General features: G+C 67.1%; 27 protein-coding genes. 1 reads left to right on the top strand and 26 read right to left on the bottom strand.

Annotated features, from left to right (window positions below):
* Positions 1-4: 4 nt before the first annotated feature.
* Entirely contained in the window at positions 5-442 is a 438-nt protein-coding gene (locus NE236_RS06235) for a DUF1707 domain-containing protein (protein ID WP_252840839.1), read from the bottom strand.
* A 186-nt stretch (positions 443-628) separates the two neighbouring features.
* On the opposite strand from NE236_RS06235, the gene NE236_RS06230 reads away from it, so the two are divergent.
* On the top strand, positions 629-1,723 hold the full coding sequence (locus tag NE236_RS06230; protein WP_252840838.1) for a hypothetical protein: 1,095 nt from the start codon (positions 629-631) through the stop codon (positions 1,721-1,723).
* 115 nt (positions 1,724-1,838) lie between these two features.
* Here the strand turns inward: NE236_RS06230 and map are convergent, their stop codons facing one another.
* The 25 genes from map to tuf all read right to left on the bottom strand — a co-directional run bounded on the left by map (position 1,839) and on the right by tuf (position 15,792).
* Entirely contained in the window at positions 1,839-2,639 is an 801-nt protein-coding gene (gene map / locus NE236_RS06225) for a type I methionyl aminopeptidase (RefSeq protein WP_252840837.1), read from the bottom strand.
* Positions 2,640-2,834: 195 nt separating this feature from the next.
* Positions 2,835-3,488 carry an adenylate kinase gene (locus NE236_RS06220; RefSeq protein ID WP_252840836.1) on the bottom strand — a complete coding sequence of 218 codons (654 nt, stop codon included), beginning with the start codon at positions 3,486-3,488 and terminating at the stop codon, positions 2,835-2,837.
* Positions 3,488-4,789, bottom strand: coding sequence for a preprotein translocase subunit SecY (secY, locus tag NE236_RS06215; RefSeq protein ID WP_252841147.1), 1,302 nt, complete (start codon positions 4,787-4,789; stop codon positions 3,488-3,490). The genes NE236_RS06220 and secY overlap by 1 nt, the downstream gene beginning before the upstream one ends.
* Positions 4,790-4,946: 157 nt before the next feature.
* Positions 4,947-5,399 (bottom strand): 50S ribosomal protein L15, encoded by a 453-nt coding sequence (rplO, locus tag NE236_RS06210; RefSeq protein ID WP_252840835.1) that lies wholly within the window; start codon positions 5,397-5,399, stop codon positions 4,947-4,949.
* 2 nt (positions 5,400-5,401) lie between these two features.
* On the bottom strand, positions 5,402-5,584 hold the full coding sequence (rpmD, locus tag NE236_RS06205; protein WP_252840834.1) for a 50S ribosomal protein L30: 183 nt from the start codon (positions 5,582-5,584) through the stop codon (positions 5,402-5,404).
* Positions 5,581-6,189, bottom strand: a complete 609-nt coding sequence (gene rpsE / locus NE236_RS06200) for a 30S ribosomal protein S5 (protein ID WP_252840833.1) — start codon at positions 6,187-6,189, stop codon at positions 5,581-5,583. The genes rpmD and rpsE overlap by 4 nt, the downstream gene beginning before the upstream one ends.
* Positions 6,190-6,235: 46 nt before the next feature.
* Positions 6,236-6,622, bottom strand: coding sequence for a 50S ribosomal protein L18 (rplR, locus tag NE236_RS06195; RefSeq protein WP_252840832.1), 387 nt, complete (start codon positions 6,620-6,622; stop codon positions 6,236-6,238).
* A 2-nt stretch (positions 6,623-6,624) separates the two neighbouring features.
* Positions 6,625-7,161 (bottom strand): 50S ribosomal protein L6, encoded by a 537-nt coding sequence (rplF, locus tag NE236_RS06190; RefSeq protein WP_252840831.1) that lies wholly within the window; start codon positions 7,159-7,161, stop codon positions 6,625-6,627.
* Between the two features lie 16 nt (positions 7,162-7,177).
* The gene (rpsH, locus tag NE236_RS06185) at positions 7,178-7,576 is read right to left on the bottom strand and encodes a 30S ribosomal protein S8 (protein WP_252840830.1); all 399 of its coding nucleotides are present in this window, start codon (positions 7,574-7,576) and stop codon (positions 7,178-7,180) included.
* A gap of 124 nt (positions 7,577-7,700) precedes the next feature.
* The gene (locus NE236_RS06180; RefSeq protein ID WP_252780511.1) at positions 7,701-7,886 is read right to left on the bottom strand and encodes a type Z 30S ribosomal protein S14; all 186 of its coding nucleotides are present in this window, start codon (positions 7,884-7,886) and stop codon (positions 7,701-7,703) included.
* 1 nt (position 7,887) lies between these two features.
* Complete coding sequence (gene rplE / locus NE236_RS06175) at positions 7,888-8,463, bottom strand: 50S ribosomal protein L5 (RefSeq protein WP_252840829.1); 576 nt, start codon at positions 8,461-8,463, stop codon at positions 7,888-7,890.
* The gene (gene rplX / locus NE236_RS06170) at positions 8,463-8,777 is read right to left on the bottom strand and encodes a 50S ribosomal protein L24 (protein ID WP_252840828.1); all 315 of its coding nucleotides are present in this window, start codon (positions 8,775-8,777) and stop codon (positions 8,463-8,465) included. Before rplX ends, rplE begins: the two co-directional genes overlap by 1 nt.
* The gene (gene rplN / locus NE236_RS06165) at positions 8,777-9,145 is read right to left on the bottom strand and encodes a 50S ribosomal protein L14 (RefSeq protein ID WP_252780494.1); all 369 of its coding nucleotides are present in this window, start codon (positions 9,143-9,145) and stop codon (positions 8,777-8,779) included. The genes rplX and rplN overlap by 1 nt, the downstream gene beginning before the upstream one ends.
* Positions 9,146-9,224: 79 nt before the next feature.
* Entirely contained in the window at positions 9,225-9,497 is a 273-nt protein-coding gene (gene rpsQ, locus NE236_RS06160; RefSeq protein ID WP_252780482.1) for a 30S ribosomal protein S17, read from the bottom strand.
* A complete protein-coding gene (gene rpmC, locus NE236_RS06155) occupies positions 9,490-9,738 on the bottom strand; it encodes a 50S ribosomal protein L29 (RefSeq protein WP_252840827.1) in 249 nt (82 codons plus the stop codon). Before rpmC ends, rpsQ begins: the two co-directional genes overlap by 8 nt.
* The gene (gene rplP, locus NE236_RS06150) at positions 9,738-10,157 is read right to left on the bottom strand and encodes a 50S ribosomal protein L16 (RefSeq protein ID WP_252780460.1); all 420 of its coding nucleotides are present in this window, start codon (positions 10,155-10,157) and stop codon (positions 9,738-9,740) included. The genes rpmC and rplP overlap by 1 nt, the downstream gene beginning before the upstream one ends.
* 7 nt (positions 10,158-10,164) lie before the next feature.
* Positions 10,165-11,031: a 30S ribosomal protein S3 gene (gene rpsC, locus NE236_RS06145; protein WP_252840826.1), complete on the bottom strand. Its 867-nt coding sequence runs from the start codon at positions 11,029-11,031 to the stop codon at positions 10,165-10,167.
* Positions 11,031-11,411 carry a 50S ribosomal protein L22 gene (gene rplV, locus NE236_RS06140; RefSeq protein ID WP_252840825.1) on the bottom strand — a complete coding sequence of 127 codons (381 nt, stop codon included), beginning with the start codon at positions 11,409-11,411 and terminating at the stop codon, positions 11,031-11,033. The genes rpsC and rplV overlap by 1 nt, the downstream gene beginning before the upstream one ends.
* A 36-nt stretch (positions 11,412-11,447) precedes the next feature.
* Positions 11,448-11,729: a 30S ribosomal protein S19 gene (gene rpsS, locus NE236_RS06135; protein WP_252840824.1), complete on the bottom strand. Its 282-nt coding sequence runs from the start codon at positions 11,727-11,729 to the stop codon at positions 11,448-11,450.
* 9 nt (positions 11,730-11,738) lie between these two features.
* Positions 11,739-12,572, bottom strand: a complete 834-nt coding sequence (gene rplB, locus NE236_RS06130) for a 50S ribosomal protein L2 (RefSeq protein WP_252840823.1) — start codon at positions 12,570-12,572, stop codon at positions 11,739-11,741.
* Between the two features lie 42 nt (positions 12,573-12,614).
* Positions 12,615-12,914 (bottom strand): 50S ribosomal protein L23, encoded by a 300-nt coding sequence (gene rplW / locus NE236_RS06125; protein WP_252840822.1) that lies wholly within the window; start codon positions 12,912-12,914, stop codon positions 12,615-12,617.
* Positions 12,911-13,525, bottom strand: coding sequence for a 50S ribosomal protein L4 (gene rplD, locus NE236_RS06120; RefSeq protein WP_252840821.1), 615 nt, complete (start codon positions 13,523-13,525; stop codon positions 12,911-12,913). The genes rplW and rplD overlap by 4 nt, the downstream gene beginning before the upstream one ends.
* Positions 13,526-14,173, bottom strand: a complete 648-nt coding sequence (gene rplC / locus NE236_RS06115; RefSeq protein ID WP_252840820.1) for a 50S ribosomal protein L3 — start codon at positions 14,171-14,173, stop codon at positions 13,526-13,528. It abuts the gene before it with no gap.
* A 14-nt stretch (positions 14,174-14,187) separates the two neighbouring features.
* A complete protein-coding gene (gene rpsJ, locus NE236_RS06110) occupies positions 14,188-14,496 on the bottom strand; it encodes a 30S ribosomal protein S10 (protein ID WP_141956729.1) in 309 nt (102 codons plus the stop codon).
* Between the two features lie 102 nt (positions 14,497-14,598).
* Positions 14,599-15,792, bottom strand: a complete 1,194-nt coding sequence (gene tuf / locus NE236_RS06105) for an elongation factor Tu (RefSeq protein ID WP_252840819.1) — start codon at positions 15,790-15,792, stop codon at positions 14,599-14,601.
* Positions 15,793-15,835 lie beyond the last annotated feature (43 nt).

Genomic DNA, 15,835 nt, shown 5'->3' with positions numbered 1-15,835 from the left:
CCGCTCAGCGGCGTTCGTCGTGCGAGCCGAAGAGCTGGCCCGCCAGCAGTAGGGCGCCCCAGGGACCCGCCACCCAGATCCACCAGGGATACCAGGAGCCTGAGGACACGGCGCCCAGCAGCCAGATGACGATGCAGACCAGGTTGACCGAGGCGTAGCCCGCCCAGCCCACGCGCATGCCCTTCCGGTACATCTCGCCCGACGGACGACGTGCCGGCATCGAGCTCCGGGATGCCGGCACCGGCAGCTCGTACATGTCCTCTTCGGGAAGGTCGCTCGTGACCTTCTGCAGGTCACCGAGCGTCCGCGCACCGTAGGCGAGGTCGAGGCGCTCGTTGAGCTCGTCGACGCCGATGCGTCCCTGAGCACAGTGCTCCCGCAGTGCCGCCGCGACCCGGTCACGGTCGGTGTCGGAGGCCCGTATCTCAGGATTGAACGCCATTGTTGATCCTCTCCCTCAGGAGCCCCCAATTCTCTCAATCCAGAGGCTACGCCGCGACGCGCCACTTTCCATCGTCGCCACGGCCGTCTGCCTATCCGAGCCGGGCGCCCGGCGGCGTCAGGTGATCGGGCAGAGTCGGCTTCCGCCGGTCCGACGCCCCGTGTTCCAACGCCCGGGAATCGCCTGGTGCCTGAGGTCGCCGGGCATGCGATCATCATCGGCGTGATCGGGTATGTGATGGTGGCGGTGGTCGCCTTCGCCGCTGGATGCGCTTGCTGGTCGCTGGTGGTGCGGGTCCGCCGGCAGATCCTTCCCGCTGTGCAGGAGTCGGTCACCGCCTTCGGGGAAGAGTTGCAGGCGTTGACGTTCGATCCGCTCGGGCCGACTTCGAATCCCGTGACGCTGAAGGAATACCGGCTCGCCTTGGACTCCTATGACCGCGCCGCGTCAGCCCGTACGCGGGCGGCGACCGTGGCGGCGCTGTGGGAAGGGCGCAGCGCGCTGATCCGGCTGCAGGCCCGGATCGATGGTCGTCCCGTCCCTATCGACGCGCTTCCGGGCCCCGAAGCGGTCGAGAACACCGCGACATTGCCCGGCAAGCCGGAGGAAGAGACCGGCGAGCGCTTCTTGACCACCGGACGCGGACCCGGGACCACCGAATTCCTGATCGACCGCCCCGAGCCTGGCCGTCTCGCCCTGGTCGAACTGGTCGCCGAAGGTGACGGAAACCTCTTCGTGTCTCCGGTGGTCCGCACCGAGGACGAGACCAGGGTCAACGGGCACTCTGTCCTGGACCACAGCCCGTACCGCGGACGCCGCCCACTGCGGCCGTGGGTGACGCATCTGCGGGTCGAGACCACCGAACGTGGCCAGCGGTGGTCAGCGCGCGTGCGGCCGATCACGTCGGCGCCGCCCCTGGGTTCGGAGTGGCGCGGCGAATGCGACGAAGTCTTGTTCTATGACGGCGGTCCAGCGCTGCTCACCGTCCAGATCAAAACGAAGGAGTTCTGGAACGTAACGTTCGTGTGCGGATGCCTTCGGGACCGTGACTGCACCTGCCGACCGCCCCGCTGGCACGCCGGGACTCCCGGATCGAACTACGACCACTCCGTCTCCGGCACACACGACGGCATGCAAACCCTCCGGCTGCCACGACGCGGCTACCTGATTCTGCGATGTAGAGACCGCAGTGAGTGGTACCTGTCCACCCGGCCCGTCATCGAGGATCCGGAACCAGACCCCCACCCGCAGCAGCGCGGCCGCCGTGGGCGTCGTCGATGACGTAGGACCGGGGACGCTGACTCGCGGGGATCGCCTTCTCCGTCGCAGTCGGATGCGCGTAGCCCTGAGACGCCCAGACGACGACCTCGCCGGTCCACGCGGATCGGAGCGACGGTCAGGAGGACTTCAGGCGTTCTCCGCCGTCCAGGGCGGTCAGCACCCAGGGGCCGTCCTCGGTGACGGCGAAGGTGTGCTCGAAGTGCGCCGAGCGGCGACCGTCGCCCGTGATGACGGTCCACTCGTCCTCGAGCAGCAGGGTCTCGGCCGTACCCAGATTGATCATCGGCTCGACCGCGAAGCACATGCCGGGGACCAGCAGCGGTCCGCGGCCCGGCAGCCCGTAGTTGGGCACCGCCGGGTCCATGTGCATCTCGGTCCCGATGCCGTGGCCGACGTACTCCTCGACGATGCCGTAGTCGCCCTGCCCGCGGACGTACGTCTCGACGGCGTTGCCGATGTCGCTCAGCCGACCGCCGGACAGCCCGGCCGCCAGGCCGCGCCACAGCGACTCCTCGCAGACATCGAGGAGTCTGCGCTCCTCGGGCGTGATCTCACCGACGGGCACCGTCACGGCCGAGTCGCCGTGCCAGCCCTCGACGATCGCGCCACAGTCGATGGAGATGACGTCGCCCTCGGCGAGAACCTTCGACGCGCTCGGGATGCCGTGCACGATCTCCTCGTTGACCGAGGTGCAGATGCAGGCCGGGAACCCCTGGTAGCCCTTGAACGACGGTGTCGCGCCCTCAGCGCGGATCGACTCCTCCGCGATGGCGTCCAGGTCGGCCGTCGTGAGGCCGGGTTTGACGGCCTCCGTGAGCCGCTGGAGCGTACGGGCCACGACGAGGCCCGCCTCGCGCATCACGTCCAGTTCGCCGGGCGACTTGATCTGAATGGCCGGCTTACGCTTCTTCCACACTCTTCACTCCGCAGGTAGATCCGGGGCGCGCCCGGCGACATCCGGCCGCGCCTCCCCGCCACCGCGGGCTCACTGCCGCGCTTGCCTTCTCACTCGCTCCGCGGCCGGTTCGTTCCGCACCGGCCACCTATTGGAAGCCAGCCCCCTATCGGGGGCCCACCCCCAACCTCCCGCTCGCTCGTCGGCTCGCTGCGGTTATTCGGTGAATGGACGGAGCGCGGCGAGCGCCCGTTCGGTGACCTCTTCGACGGGCCCGGTGGCGTCCAGGCCGACCAGAATGCCCTCATCGGCGTAGAACGACGCGAGGGGCGCCGTCTGTTCCTGGTAGACCTCCAGGCGGTGCCTGATGGTCTCCTCGCGGTCGTCGTCGCGCTGGAACAGCTCTCCGCCGCAGACGTCGCAGACGCCCTCCTTGGAAGGCGGGTCGAAGGCGACGTGCCAGATCCGCCCGCACTTGCGGCAGGTCCGGCGGCCGGAGAGCCGGCGTACGACCTCGTCGTCGTCGACCACGAGCTCAAGGACGAGGTCGAGCCGCAGGTCCATCTCGGCGAGGATCTTCTTGAGGGTCTCCGCCTGAGGGACGTTGCGCGGGAAGCCGTCGAGGAGGAAGCCCTCCCGCGCGTCGTCTTCGGCCAGCCGGTCGCGCACCATCGCGATGGTGACCTCGTCGGGGACGAGATCACCGCGGTCCATGAACTCCTTGGCCTTGCGGCCGAGGGGCGTGTTGCCGCTCACGTTGGCGCGGAAGATGTCACCTGTCGAAATCTTCGGGACCGACAGATGCGATGAGATGAACTGGGCCTGAGTCCCCTTGCCCGCTCCCGGGGGGCCCACAAGCACGATACGCACTACCGCAGGAAGCCCTCGTAGTTACGCTGCTGGAGTTGGCTCTCGATCTGCTTCACCGTGTCCAGCCCGACGCCGACCATGATCAGGATGCTGGTGCCGCCGAAGGGGAAGTTCTGGCTCGCTCCGATGATCCCGAACGCCACCATCGGCACCAGCGCGATCAACCCGAGGTAGAGCGCGCCGGGAGCGGTGATCCGCGTGAGCACGTAGTCGAGATACTCGGCGGTCGGCCGCCCCGGGCGGATACCCGGGATGAATCCACCGTACTTCTTCATGTTGTCCGCGACCTCGGTCGGGTTGAACGTGATCGCGACGTAGAAGTAGGTGAAGAAGATGATCAGCAGGAAGTACAGGGCCATGTAGATCGGGTGATCGCCCTTGACCAGGTATTTGGAGATGAACGTGGCGATCGGGTTCGAGCTGTGCCACATCTGCACGATCAGCTGCGGGAGGTACAGCAGCGACGAGGCGAAGATGACCGGGATGACACCGGCCTGGTTCACCTTGAGCGGGATGTAGGTCGAGGTGCCGCCGTACATCCGGCGGCCGACCATCCGCTTTGCGTACTGCACCGGGATGCGGCGCTGCGCCTGCTCGACGAAGACCACACCGGCGACGATCGCGATGCCCACCAGGAGCACGATCCCGAAGACGAAGCCGCCCTTGGTCTTGTAGATGTTCCAGAACTCGGACGGGAAGACCGCCACCACCTGGGTGAAAATCAGGATCGACATACCGTTGCCGATGCCCCGGTCGGTCACCAGCTCGCCCAGCCACATGATCACCGACGTGCCGGCCGTGATCGTGACGACCATCGTGACGATGGTGAACCAGCCCTTGTTCCAGAGCAGCTCCTCGGTGCAACCCTGCAGCAGGTTGCCGGTGCTCGCCATGGCGACGATGCCGGTGCCCTGCAGGATCGCGAGCCCGATCGTCAGGTAACGGGTGTACTGCGTGATCTTCGTGGTACCGGCCTGGCCCTCCTTGCGGAGCACCTCCAGGCGCGGGATCACCACGGTGAGCAGCTGAAGAATGATGCTCGCCGTGATGTAGGGCATGATGCCCAGGGCAAAGATCGACAGCTTCAGCAGCGCGCCACCACTGAACAGGTTGACCAAGCCGTAGACGTTGGCGTTGGCACCCTTGCTCACGGTGTCGATACAGCGATGCACTGCTCCCGTGTTCACACCGGGTGCCGGGAGCTGAGAGCCCAACCGGAACACCGCGACGATGAACAGCGTGAAGAGAAGCTTCTTGCGCAGGTCGGGTGTTCGGAACGCCCGAGTGAACGCGGTCAGCACCATTCCTCCTGCGCGGTTTCCGGCCATCGGCCACTCAATGGGGCCTCGGTCGATCCTCAGATGACGGCGAGAGTCGCCGATCGAACTCTAACAGCCCTTGCGGGGATTGCCGCCCCCGCCACCATACGGCGGGGGCGAATCCCACAAGGGCTTTGACTCACAGCTCTTCGGCGGTGCCTCCGGCACCTGTGATCTTCTCCTTGGCGGAGCCGGAGAAGGCGTGCGCCTTGACCTGAACCGTTACGGAGATGTCACCGGTGCCGAGCACCTTGACGAGACGGCCGGCGCGAACCGCGCCCTTCGCCGCCAGGTCCTCGGGAGTGACCTCGCCGCCCTCAGGGTAGAGCTCGGCGAGCTTGGCCACGTTGACGACCTGGTACTCGACCCGGAACGGGTTCTTGAAGCCCTTGAGCTTCGGAACCCGGCGGATCAGCGGCATCTGGCCGCCCTCGAAGCCGACGGGCACGGTGTTCCGGGCCTTGGTGCCCTTCGTACCGCGTCCGGCGGTCTTGCCCTTGGACGCCTCGCCACGGCCCTTACGGACCTTGGACTTGTGGGCGCCCGGCGCCGGCCGCAGGTGATGCGGCCGCAGCGGAGTGTCTGCACCCATGGTCAGTCGACCTCCTCGACGGTAACGAGGTGGCGAACGGTCTGGATCATCCCGAGCACCTCGGGCCGGTCCTCACGGACGACGCTGTGGCCGATCCGCTTGAGCCCGAGCGTACGCAGGGTGTCACGCTGGTTCTGCTTGCCACCGATCTGAGACTTCACCTGAGTGATCTTCAGGCTGGTCAAGATGCCACCTCCTGCCGGGGCTCGTTGCCGGCCGCACGAGCGCGAAGCATGGCGGCGGGGGCGACGTCCTCGATCGGCAGGCCTCGCTTGGCCGCGATCTCCTCGGGCCGGTTGAGCTGCTTGAGGGCCGCGACCGTCGCGTGCACGATGTTGATCGCGTTGGACGAGCCCAGCGACTTCGACAGGACGTCGTGGATGCCCGCGCACTCCAGGACCGCGCGCACCGGGCCACCCGCGATCACACCGGTACCGGGGCTGGCCGGCTTGAGCATGACGACGCCCGCGGCCTCCTCACCCTGGCTGGTGTGCGGGATGGTGCCCTGGATCCGCGGCACCTTGAAGAAGTGCTTCTTGGCCTCCTCGACGCCCTTGGCGATCGCCGCGGGCACCTCCTTGGCCTTGCCGTAACCGACCCCCACGGTGCCGTTGCCGTCGCCCACGACGACCAGCGCCGTGAAGCTGAAGCGCCGGCCGCCCTTGACGACCTTGGCGACCCGGTTGATCGCTACGACGCGCTCGATGTACGACTGTCCCTTGTCGGCGCCACCGCGGCGGTCATCACGCCGGTCGCGCCGCTCGCCGCCGCCACGACGTGGTGCTGCCATTAGTGGTTCCTCTTCTCGTGCGTCATCAGGTGCGATACGCGGGCCATCAGAACTCCAGCCCGCCCTCTCGGGCGCTGTCCGCCAGAGCCGCGATGCGGCCGTGGTAGCGGTGGCCGGCGCGGTCGAAGACCACCGCGCCGATGCCCGCCTCGCGCGCCCGCTCGGCGAGGAGCTCGCCGACCTTGCGCGCCTTGGCGGTCTTGTCGCCCTCGGCCGTACGGAGCGTGGCGTCCAGCGTGGAGGCCGACACCAGCGTGCGACCGGCCAGGTCGTCGATGATCTGCGCGAACATGTGCTTGGTCGAACGCGTCACCACCAGGCGCGGCCGCTGCGGCGTGCCCTGGACCTTCTTGCGGACGCGCAGGTGCCGACGGGTCCGCGACGCGGCGCGCGACGCGGTCCGCGTGCGGACCTGAGTCTTGCTCGCAGCCATGTCTACTTACCAGCCTTTCCGACCTTGCGGCGGATCTGCTCACCCTGGTACCGCACACCCTTGCCCTTGTACGGGTCGGGCTTGCGCAGCTTGCGGATGTTCGCGGCGACCTCGCCGACCTTCTGCTTGTCGATGCCCTCGACCACGAACTGGGTCGGCCGCTCGACACGGAAGGTGATGCCCGCTGGGGGCTCGACCGTGATCGAGTGGCTGAACCCGAGCGAGAACTCGAGGTTGCTGCCCTTGGCCTGGACGCGGTAGCCGACGCCGACGATCTCCATCGTCTTGCTGTAGCCCTGCGTCACACCGATGACCATGTTGTTGATCAGCGACCGGGTGAGGCCGTGCAGTGCACGGACCGGACCCTCGTCGCTCTGGCGGCCGACCTTGATCTCGGTGCCCTCCTGGGCGACCTCGATCGGCCGGGCCACCGTGTGCTTCAGCTCGCCCTTGGGGCCCTTGACCGTGACCTCCTGGCCATCGACCTTGACGTCGACGCCGCTGGGGACGGGAATGGGCAGACGTCCAATACGCGACATGCTTGTGTCCCTCCCCTCACCAGACGTAGGCGAGGACTTCCCCGCCCACACCGTGCTTGCCGGCCTGCTTGTCGGTCATCAGGCCGGAGGACGTCGAGATGATCGCGACGCCGAGACCACCGAGGACCTTCGGCAGGTTGTCCTTCTTCGCGTAGACCCGCAGGCCCGGCTTGGACACCCGCTTGAGTCCGGCGATCGAGCGCTCACGGCTCGGGCCGAACTTGAGGTCGACTACGAGCTTCTTGCCGACCTCGGCGTCCTCGACGCTCCACCCCGAGATGTAGCCCTCCTGCTGGAGGATCTCGGCGATGTGCGCCTTGATCTTCGAGTACGGCATCGCCACCGTGTCGTGGTATGCCGAATTCGCGTTCCGCAGACGCGTCAGCATGTCTGCGATCGGGTCGGTCATCGTCATGGCCTACTGGCCCTCCTCGCCGCGGTTTCCGTACAACGCTGTGTTGCCGTCCCCTGGACCTACGACGTGGTCGTGGGCGCCTTCTCCAGGCGCCCGGTCGGTCATTATCGAGAAAGCCGGTGTCTTACCAGCTGGACTTGGTGATGCCGGGCAGTTCGCCGCGGTGCGCCATCTCCCGGAAGCAGATCCGGCACAGGCCGAACTTGCGGAAGACGGCACGCGGACGCCCGCACCGCGAGCACCGAGTGTAGGCGCGCACGGCGTGCTTGGGCTTCCGGTTCGCCTTGGCGATCAGAGCCTTCTTCGCCATCTCAGTTCTCCTTGAACGGGAAGCCCAGGCGCCGCAGGAGCGCCCGGCCCTCGTCGTCGGTCTTCGCGGTGGTCACGATGGTGATGTCCATGCCGCGCTGGCGGTCGACCTTGTCGGGGTCGATCTCGTGGAACATCACCTGCTCGGTGAGGCCGAACGTGTAGTTGCCGTTGCCGTCGAAGTGCTTCGGCGACAGACCGCGGAAGTCACGGATCCGGGGCAGCGCCAGCGAGAGCAGCCGGTCGAGGAACTCCCACATCCGGTCGCCGCGCAGCGTCACGTGGGCGCCGATCGGCATGCCCTCGCGCAGCTTGAACTGCGCGATGGACTTCTTGGCGTGGGCGACCGCGGGCTTCTGGCCGGTGATGATCGTCAGGTCGCGGACCGCGCCCTCGATGAGCTTCGAGTCGCGGGCCGCGTCACCGACGCCCATGTTGACCTTGACCTTGGTCACGCCCGGGATCTGCATGACGTTGGCGTAGCCGAACTCCTCCTGCAGCGCCTTCGCGATCTCCTCGCGGTAGCGCAGCTTGAGCCTCGGCTGTGGGGTCTCTTGCGTAGTCGTGTCGGCGGTCATCAGATTTCCTTACCGGTACGGCGCGAGATGCGAGCCTTCGTGCCGTCGTCGTTGATGCGGTAGCCGACGCGAGTGCGCTTGCCGTTCTCCAGCAGCATCACGTTGCTGACGTGGATCGGCCCCTCCTTGGTGACGACCCCGCCTTCCTTGGCGCCACGCGGACCCGTGCTCGTCTCCTTGGTGTGGCGCTTCACCATGTTCACGCCCTCGACGACCACGCGGTCGTGCTTGGGGTCGGCCAGGATGACCTTCCCGGTCACGCCCTTGTCCTTGCCGGTGATGACGACGACCTCGTCGCCCTTCTTGATCTTCATCAGAGCACCTCCGGCGCCAGCGAGATGATGCGCATGAACCGCTTCTCGCGCAGCTCCCGGCCGACCGGGCCGAAGATACGCGTGCCGCGCGGGTCGCCGCCGTCCTTGATCAGGACGGCCGCGTTCTCGTCAAAGCGGATGTAGGAGCCGTCGGGACGGCCCCGCTCCTTGCGGGTGCGTACGACGACGGCCTTAACGACATCACCCTTCTTGACGCCGGCACCGGGAAGGGCGTCCTTCACGGTGGCGACGATGATGTCACCGATGCCCGCATAGCGCCGACCCGAGCCGCCGAGAACGCGGATGCACAGAATCTCCTTGGCACCCGTGTTGTCGGCGACCTTGAGTCGCGACTCCTGCTGGATCACGTCAACTCCTGTATTTCACGCCGGTTCTCGTTACGAGCCTGGCGGATTCGATCCTCAGTCGCTTGGCGGCGACTGCCAGTTACTTGGCCTTCTCAAGGATCTCCACGACGCGCCACCGCTTCGTGGCGGACATCGGACGCGTCTCCATGAGACGGACCCGGTCGCCGACGCCACAGGCGTTGGCCTCGTCGTGCGCCTTGTACTTCGTGGTACGGCGGATGATCTTGCCGTACAGCGGGTGCTTGACGCGATCCTCGACGGCGACAACGACGGTCTTGTCCATCTTGTCGCTGACCACGAGACCCTCACGGATCTTGCGGTAGTTACGCGTCTCGGTGTTCTGCTCACTCATCGGTGGACTCCTCCACGGGCTCCTCGGCGAACTCGACGATGCCGAGCTCCCGCTCCCGCATCACGGTGTAGATGCGGGCGATCTCCCGCTTCACTTCCCGAAGCCGTCCGTGAGTCTCGAGCTGGCCCGTCGCTCCCTGGAAGCGGAGGTTGAACAGCTCCTCCTTCGCCTCCTTGAGCTTGGTGACGAGCTCAGCCTCGGGCTGGGTCCGCAGATCGTCAGCGGTAAGGCCCTTGGCCATCACGCCTCACCCACTTCACGCTTCACGAACTTGCACTTCATAGGGAGTTTGTGCATCGCGCGGCGGAGCGCCTCGCGAGCCAGGGGCTCGGGCACACCGGCCAGCTCGAACATCACGCGTCCGGGCTTGACGTTGGCGATCCACCACTCCGGCGAGCCCTTACCGGAACCCATGCGGGTCTCGGCCGGCTTCTTGGTCAGCGGGCGGTCGGGGTAGATGTTGATCCACACCTTTCCGCCACGCTTGATGTGCCGGGTCATGGCGATACGAGCGGCCTCGATCTGCCGGTTGGTCACGTAGGCGCCCTCGACGGCCTGGATGCCGTACTCACCGAAGGTGACCTTCGTGCCGCCCTTGGCCATCCCACGCCGCTTCGGGTGGTGCTGCTTGCGGTGCTTGACCCTGCGAGGGATCAGCATTGGTTATTCAGCTCCCCTCACCCGTGCTGGACGGAGTGGCCGCCTCGGTGGACTGCTGCTCGGAACCAGTGGGCGCGCTCGTCGGCTGCTGCTGCCGGCCACCGCGGTCGCCGCCGCGCTCGCCACGACGGCCGCCGCCGCCACCGCCGCCACCGCCGCCGCCGCCGCCACGGCGCTGTGGCCGCTCGCGGCGACCGCCGCCGCCGGCGGCCCGCTCCTTGGCCTGCTGCGCCTCGCGCTCGGCGCGGCTCGTCGGAGCCTCGCCCTTGTAGATCCAGACCTTCACGCCGATCCGGCCGAAGGTGGTACGGGCCTCGTAGAACCCGTAGTCGATGTCGGCGCGGAGCGTGTGCAGGGGCACCTGGCCCTCGCGGTAGAACTCCGAGCGCGACATCTCGGCGCCGCCGAGGCGGCCGCCGCACTGAACCTTGATGCCCTTCGCGCCGCTCTTCATGGCGCTCTGGATGGCCTTGCGCATCGCACGGCGGAACGCGACCCGGCTGGACAGCTGCTCGGCAACGCCCTGGGCGACGAGCTGAGCGTCGACCTCCGGGTTCTTGACCTCGAGGATGTTCAGCTGGACCTGCTTGCCGGTCAGCTTCTCGAGGTCGCCGCGGATACGGTCGGCCTCCGCGCCGCGGCGGCCGATGACGATGCCGGGCCGGGCGGTGTGGATGTCGACGCGGACGCGGTCACGGGTGCGCTCGATCTCGACCTTGGAGATGCCCGCGCGGTCCATGCCGCGGGTCAGCATCCGGCGGATCGCCACGTCTTCCTTGACGTAGTCCTTGTACAGCTTGTCGGCGTACCACCGGCTCTTGAAGTCGGTGGTGATGCCCAACCGGAACCCGTGCGGGTTGATCTTCTGCCCCACTAGCGGGTCCTCCTCGTCTTCTTGCGGCCATTGGACTTCTCGCCCTCGGACCGCGACTCGACCACGACCGTTATGTGGCTCGTGCGTTTGTTAATGCGGTACGCACGCCCCATCGACCGCGGGCGGAAGCGCTTCAGCGTCGGTCCCTCGTCGACCCAGGCACGGCTCACCCAGAGCGTGTCGGCGTCGAGCTTGTTGTTGTGCTCGGCGTTGGCGATGGCGCTCGAGAGCACCTTGTACACCGGCTCGCTCGCAGACTGAGGGGCGAACCGCAGCACCGCCTGAGCCTCCGCGGCCGGCAGGCCCCGGATGAGGTCCACCACGCGGCGGGCCTTTCTGGGCGTGACGCGGGCGTACCGCGCCTGGGCCCTGGCTTCCATCGCTGTTTCCTCGCTCTCGTACTTCTACGGTTCTGCTCAGCCTCGGCGGCTGCGGCGGTCTTCCTTGATGTGGCCCTTGAAGGTCCGCGTCGGGGCGAACTCCCCGAGCTTGTGACCGATCATGGCCTCGGTGACGAACACCGGAACGTGCTTGCGGCCGTCGTGCACGGCGATCGTGTGACCGAGCATGTCGGGCACGATCATGGAGCGCCGCGACCACGTCTTGATGACGTTCTTGGTGCCCTTCTCGTTCTGCACGTCCACCTTCTTGATGAGGTGGTCGTCCACGAAAGGGCCCTTCTTAAGGCTACGTGGCATCGTGGGCTCCTACCGCTTCTTCTTGCTACGACGACGAACGATGAGCCGATCAGACGGCTTGTTCGCCTTGCGGGTACGGCCCTCGGGCTTGCCCCAGGGGCTCGACGGGTGACGGCCACCGGACGTCTTGCCCTCACCACCACCGTGCGGGTGGTCGATCGGGTTCATCGCGACACCGCGGACGGTTGGGCGCTTGCCCTTCCACCGCATACGGCCGGCCTTACCCCAGTTGATGTTTGACTGCTCCGAGTTGCCGACCTCACCGACGGTGGCGCGGCAGCGGACGTCGACCATGCGCATTTCGCCGGAGGGCATACGCAGCGTGGCGTACTTGCCCTCCTTGGCGAGCAGCTGCGCGCCGGAGCCGGCCGACCGGGCCAGCTTGGCGCCGCCGCCCGGCCGCAGCTCGATGGCGTGCACGACCGTACCGGTCGGGATGTTGCGCAGCGGCAGGCAGTTGCCCGGCTTGATGTCGGCGCCCTGACCGTTCTCGATCCGGTCGCCCTGCTTCACGCCGGTCGGGCAGAGGATGTAGCGCTTCTCCCCGTCGGCGTAGTGCAGCAGCGCGATCCGCGCGGTGCGGTTCGGGTCGTACTCGATGTGCGCGACCTTCGCCGGAATGCCGTCCTTGTCGGCGCGCCGGAAGTCGATGACGCGGTAGGCCCGCTTGTGGCCGCCACCCTGGTGTCGGGTGGTGATGCGGCCGTGCGCGTTACGGCCGCCCTTCTTCGGGAGCGGACGCACCAGCGACTTCTCGGGCTCGGTCCGGGTGACCTCGACAAAGTCGGCCACACTCGAACCGCGACGGCCCGGGGTCGTCGGCTTGTATTTACGGATGCCCATCTTTTTCGTTCATCCCTTATTTCGTCTCTTCAGTCAGCCCGGTCAGGAGACCGGCCCGCCGAAGATGTCGATCCGCTCACCGTCGGCCAGGCTGACGATGGCCCGCTTGGTGTCCTTGCGCTTGCCATAACCGAACTTGGTGCGCTTGCGCTTGCCCTGCCGGTTGATGGTGTTCACGCCCGTCACCTTGACCCCGAAGACGGCCTCGACTGCCTGCCGGATCTGGGTCTTGTTGGCGTCGGTGCGGACCTCGAACGTGTACTTGTTCTCATCGAGCAGCCCGTAGCTCTTCTCAGAGATCACGGGCGCGATGAGGACGTCGCGCGGGTCGGCGATCTTCACTTCGCGCTCTCCTTCCCGCTCACACGGCTCACGAAGGCCTGGTACGCGGCCTCGGTGAACACGACCTCATCGCTGCAGAGAACGTCGTAGGTGTTGAGCTGGTCCTCGACGATCACGTGCACCTCGGGCACGTTGCGCAGGCTCTTCCAGGTGAGCTCGTCCTCGCGGTCGAGCACCAGGAGGATCTTCTCCGCCTCGGTGATCTCGCGCAGCCCGCCGAGCGCGGCCTTGGTCTTCGGCGTCTCGCCCTCGAACAGGCTCGACACCACGTGCACGCGGCCGTGCCGAGCACGGTCCGAGAGCGCGCCGCGCAGCGCCGCCACCTTCATCTTCTTCGGCGTCTTCTGCTCGTACGAGCGCGGCTGCGGGCCGTGGACGATGCCACCGCCGGCGAACTGCGGCGCACGGGTGGAGCCCTGACGAGCCCGGCCGGTGCCCTTCTGCCGGTACGGCTTCTTGCCGCCACCGGAGACCTCACCGCGGGTCTTGGTCTTGTGGGTGCCCTGGCGAGCCGCGGCCAGCTGCGCCACGACCACCTGGTGGATCAGCGGCACGTTGACCTTGGCCTCGAAGATCTCCGGGGCCAGCTCGATCTCGACCTTGCCGGTCACTTACTTCGCCCCCTTCGCGGCGGTGCGAACCAGGACGAGTCCGCCGTTCGGGCCGGGAACCGCGCCCTTGATCAGCAGCAGTCCCTTCTCGGCGTCGATGGCGTGCACGGTGAGGTTCTGGACGGTGATGCGGGCGTTGCCGTGCCGACCGGCCATGCGCAGGCCCTTGAACACGCGGCCCGGGGTGGCGCATCCGCCGATCGAACCCGGGGAACGGTGCTTGCGCTGGGTGCCGTGCGAGGCGCTCAGGCCCTTGAAGCCGTGGCGCTTCATGACACCCGCGGTGCCCTTGCCCTTGCTGCGGCCGGTGACGTCGATGCGTTGACCCGCCTCGAACACCTCTACGGTGATCTCCTGGCCGAGTTCGTACTCGGTGGCGTCGTCGGTGCGCAGCTCGACGAGATGACGGCGCGGCGTGACGCCGGCCTTCTCGAAGTGCCCGGTGAGGGGCTTGTTCACCTTGCGCGGGTCGATCTGACCGTAGCCGAGCTGGACGGCGGTGTAACCGTCGGCCTCCGGCGTGCGGACCCGGGTGACGACGCACGGCCCGGCCTGGACGACGGTTACCGGCACGATGCGGCCCTCATCGTCGAAGACCTGGGTCATGCCGAGCTTCTCGCCCAGGACGCCCTTTCTCTGCTTACTCATTTCTCGAAGCGTCCTTAGAGCTTGATCTCGATGTCGACGCCGGCCGGCAGGTCGAGCCGCATGAGCGAGTCGACCGTCTTGGGCGTCGGATCGATGATGTCGATCAGGCGCTTGTGCGTGCGCATCTCAAAGTGCTCGCGGCTGTCCTTGTACTTGTGCGGCGAGCGGATGACGCAGTACACGTTCTTCTCGGTCGGCAGCGGCACCGGGCCGGCGACCTTCGCGCCCGTGCGCGTCACCGTCTCGACGATCTTGCGCGCCGAAGTGTCGATGACCTCGTGGTCGTAGGCCTTGAGCCGGATGCGGATCTTCTGTCCCGCCATGGTGGCCTCGGTGTCCTTTGCTTCCTAGTGCCGCTGGGTTCTCGTCGTGGGGCGGCGGCCGGGATCTCTGGCGAGATACCGGCCCCCCGCCTCGCGGTGGTGTTACTTGAGGATCTTGGTCACTCGGCCGGCGCCGACGGTGCGGCCGCCCTCGCGGATCGCGAAGCGGAGGCCTTCCTCCATCGCGATCGGCTGAATGAGCTCGACCCGCATCTCGGTGTTGTCGCCCGGCATGACCATCTCGGTGCCCTCGGGGAGGTGCACGACGCCGGTCACGTCCGTCGTCCGGAAGTAGAACTGCGGACGGTAGTTGTTGAAGAACGGCGTGTGCCGGCCGCCCTCGTCCTTGGACAGGATGTAGACCTGCGCCTCGAACTCGGTGTGCGGGGTGTTGGTGCCCGGCTTGATGACACACTGGCCGCGCTCGACGTCCTCCCGCTTGATGCCGCGCAGGAGCAGGCCGACGTTGTCGCCCGCCTGGCCCTGGTCGAGCAGCTTGCGGAACATCTCGACGCCGGTGACCGTGGTGGTGGTCGCCGTCTCCTTGATGCCGATGATGTCGACGGTCTCGTTGACGTTGACGACGCCACGCTCGATGCGGCCGGTGACGACGGTGCCGCGACCGGTGATCGAGAAGACGTCCTCGATCGGCATCAGGAACGGCTTGTCGGTCTCACGGACCGGCTCCGGGACGTTCTCGTCGCAGGCGTCCATGAGCTCGGCGATCTTCGCGCCCCACTCGGCGTCGCCCTCGAGGGCCTTGAGCGCCGAGACGCGGACGACCGGAACGTCGTCGCCCGGGAACTCGTACTCGGAGAGCAGCTCACGGACCTCCAGCTCGACGAGCTCGAGGATCTCCTCGTCGTCGACCATGTCGGCCTTGTTGAGCGCCACGACGATGTACGGAACGCCGACCTGACGCGCCAGGAGCACGTGCTCCTTGGTCTGCGGCATCGGACCGTCGGTCGCCGCCACGACCAGGATCGCACCGTCCATCTGGGCAGCGCCGGTGATCATGTTCTTGATGTAGTCGGCGTGACCCGGGCAGTCGACGTGGGCGTAGTGACGCTTCTCCGTCTGGTACTCGACGTGAGCGATCGAGATCGTGATGCCCCGCTCGCGCTCCTCCGGCGCCTTGTCGATGTCCTCGAACGGCGTGAAGGGGTTGAGGTCGGGGTGCTTGTCATGGAGCACCTTGGTAATCGCCGCGGTAAGCGTGGTCTTACCGTGGTCGATGTGTCCAATGGTGCCGATGTTTACGTGCGGCTTCGTCCGCTCGAACTTGGCCTTGGCCACCGGTGTCTCCTTGCTGCGATCCTCGGCCGCCTTGACGACCGCG

Origin of the sequence: Actinoallomurus purpureus (assembly GCF_024055795.1) — a bacterium.
Classification (GTDB): Bacteria; Actinomycetota; Actinomycetes; order Streptosporangiales; family Streptosporangiaceae; genus Actinoallomurus; species Actinoallomurus purpureus.
The sequence above is the reverse complement of the archived record's forward strand: the minus strand, read 5'-3'. Positions and strand labels throughout refer to the sequence as shown.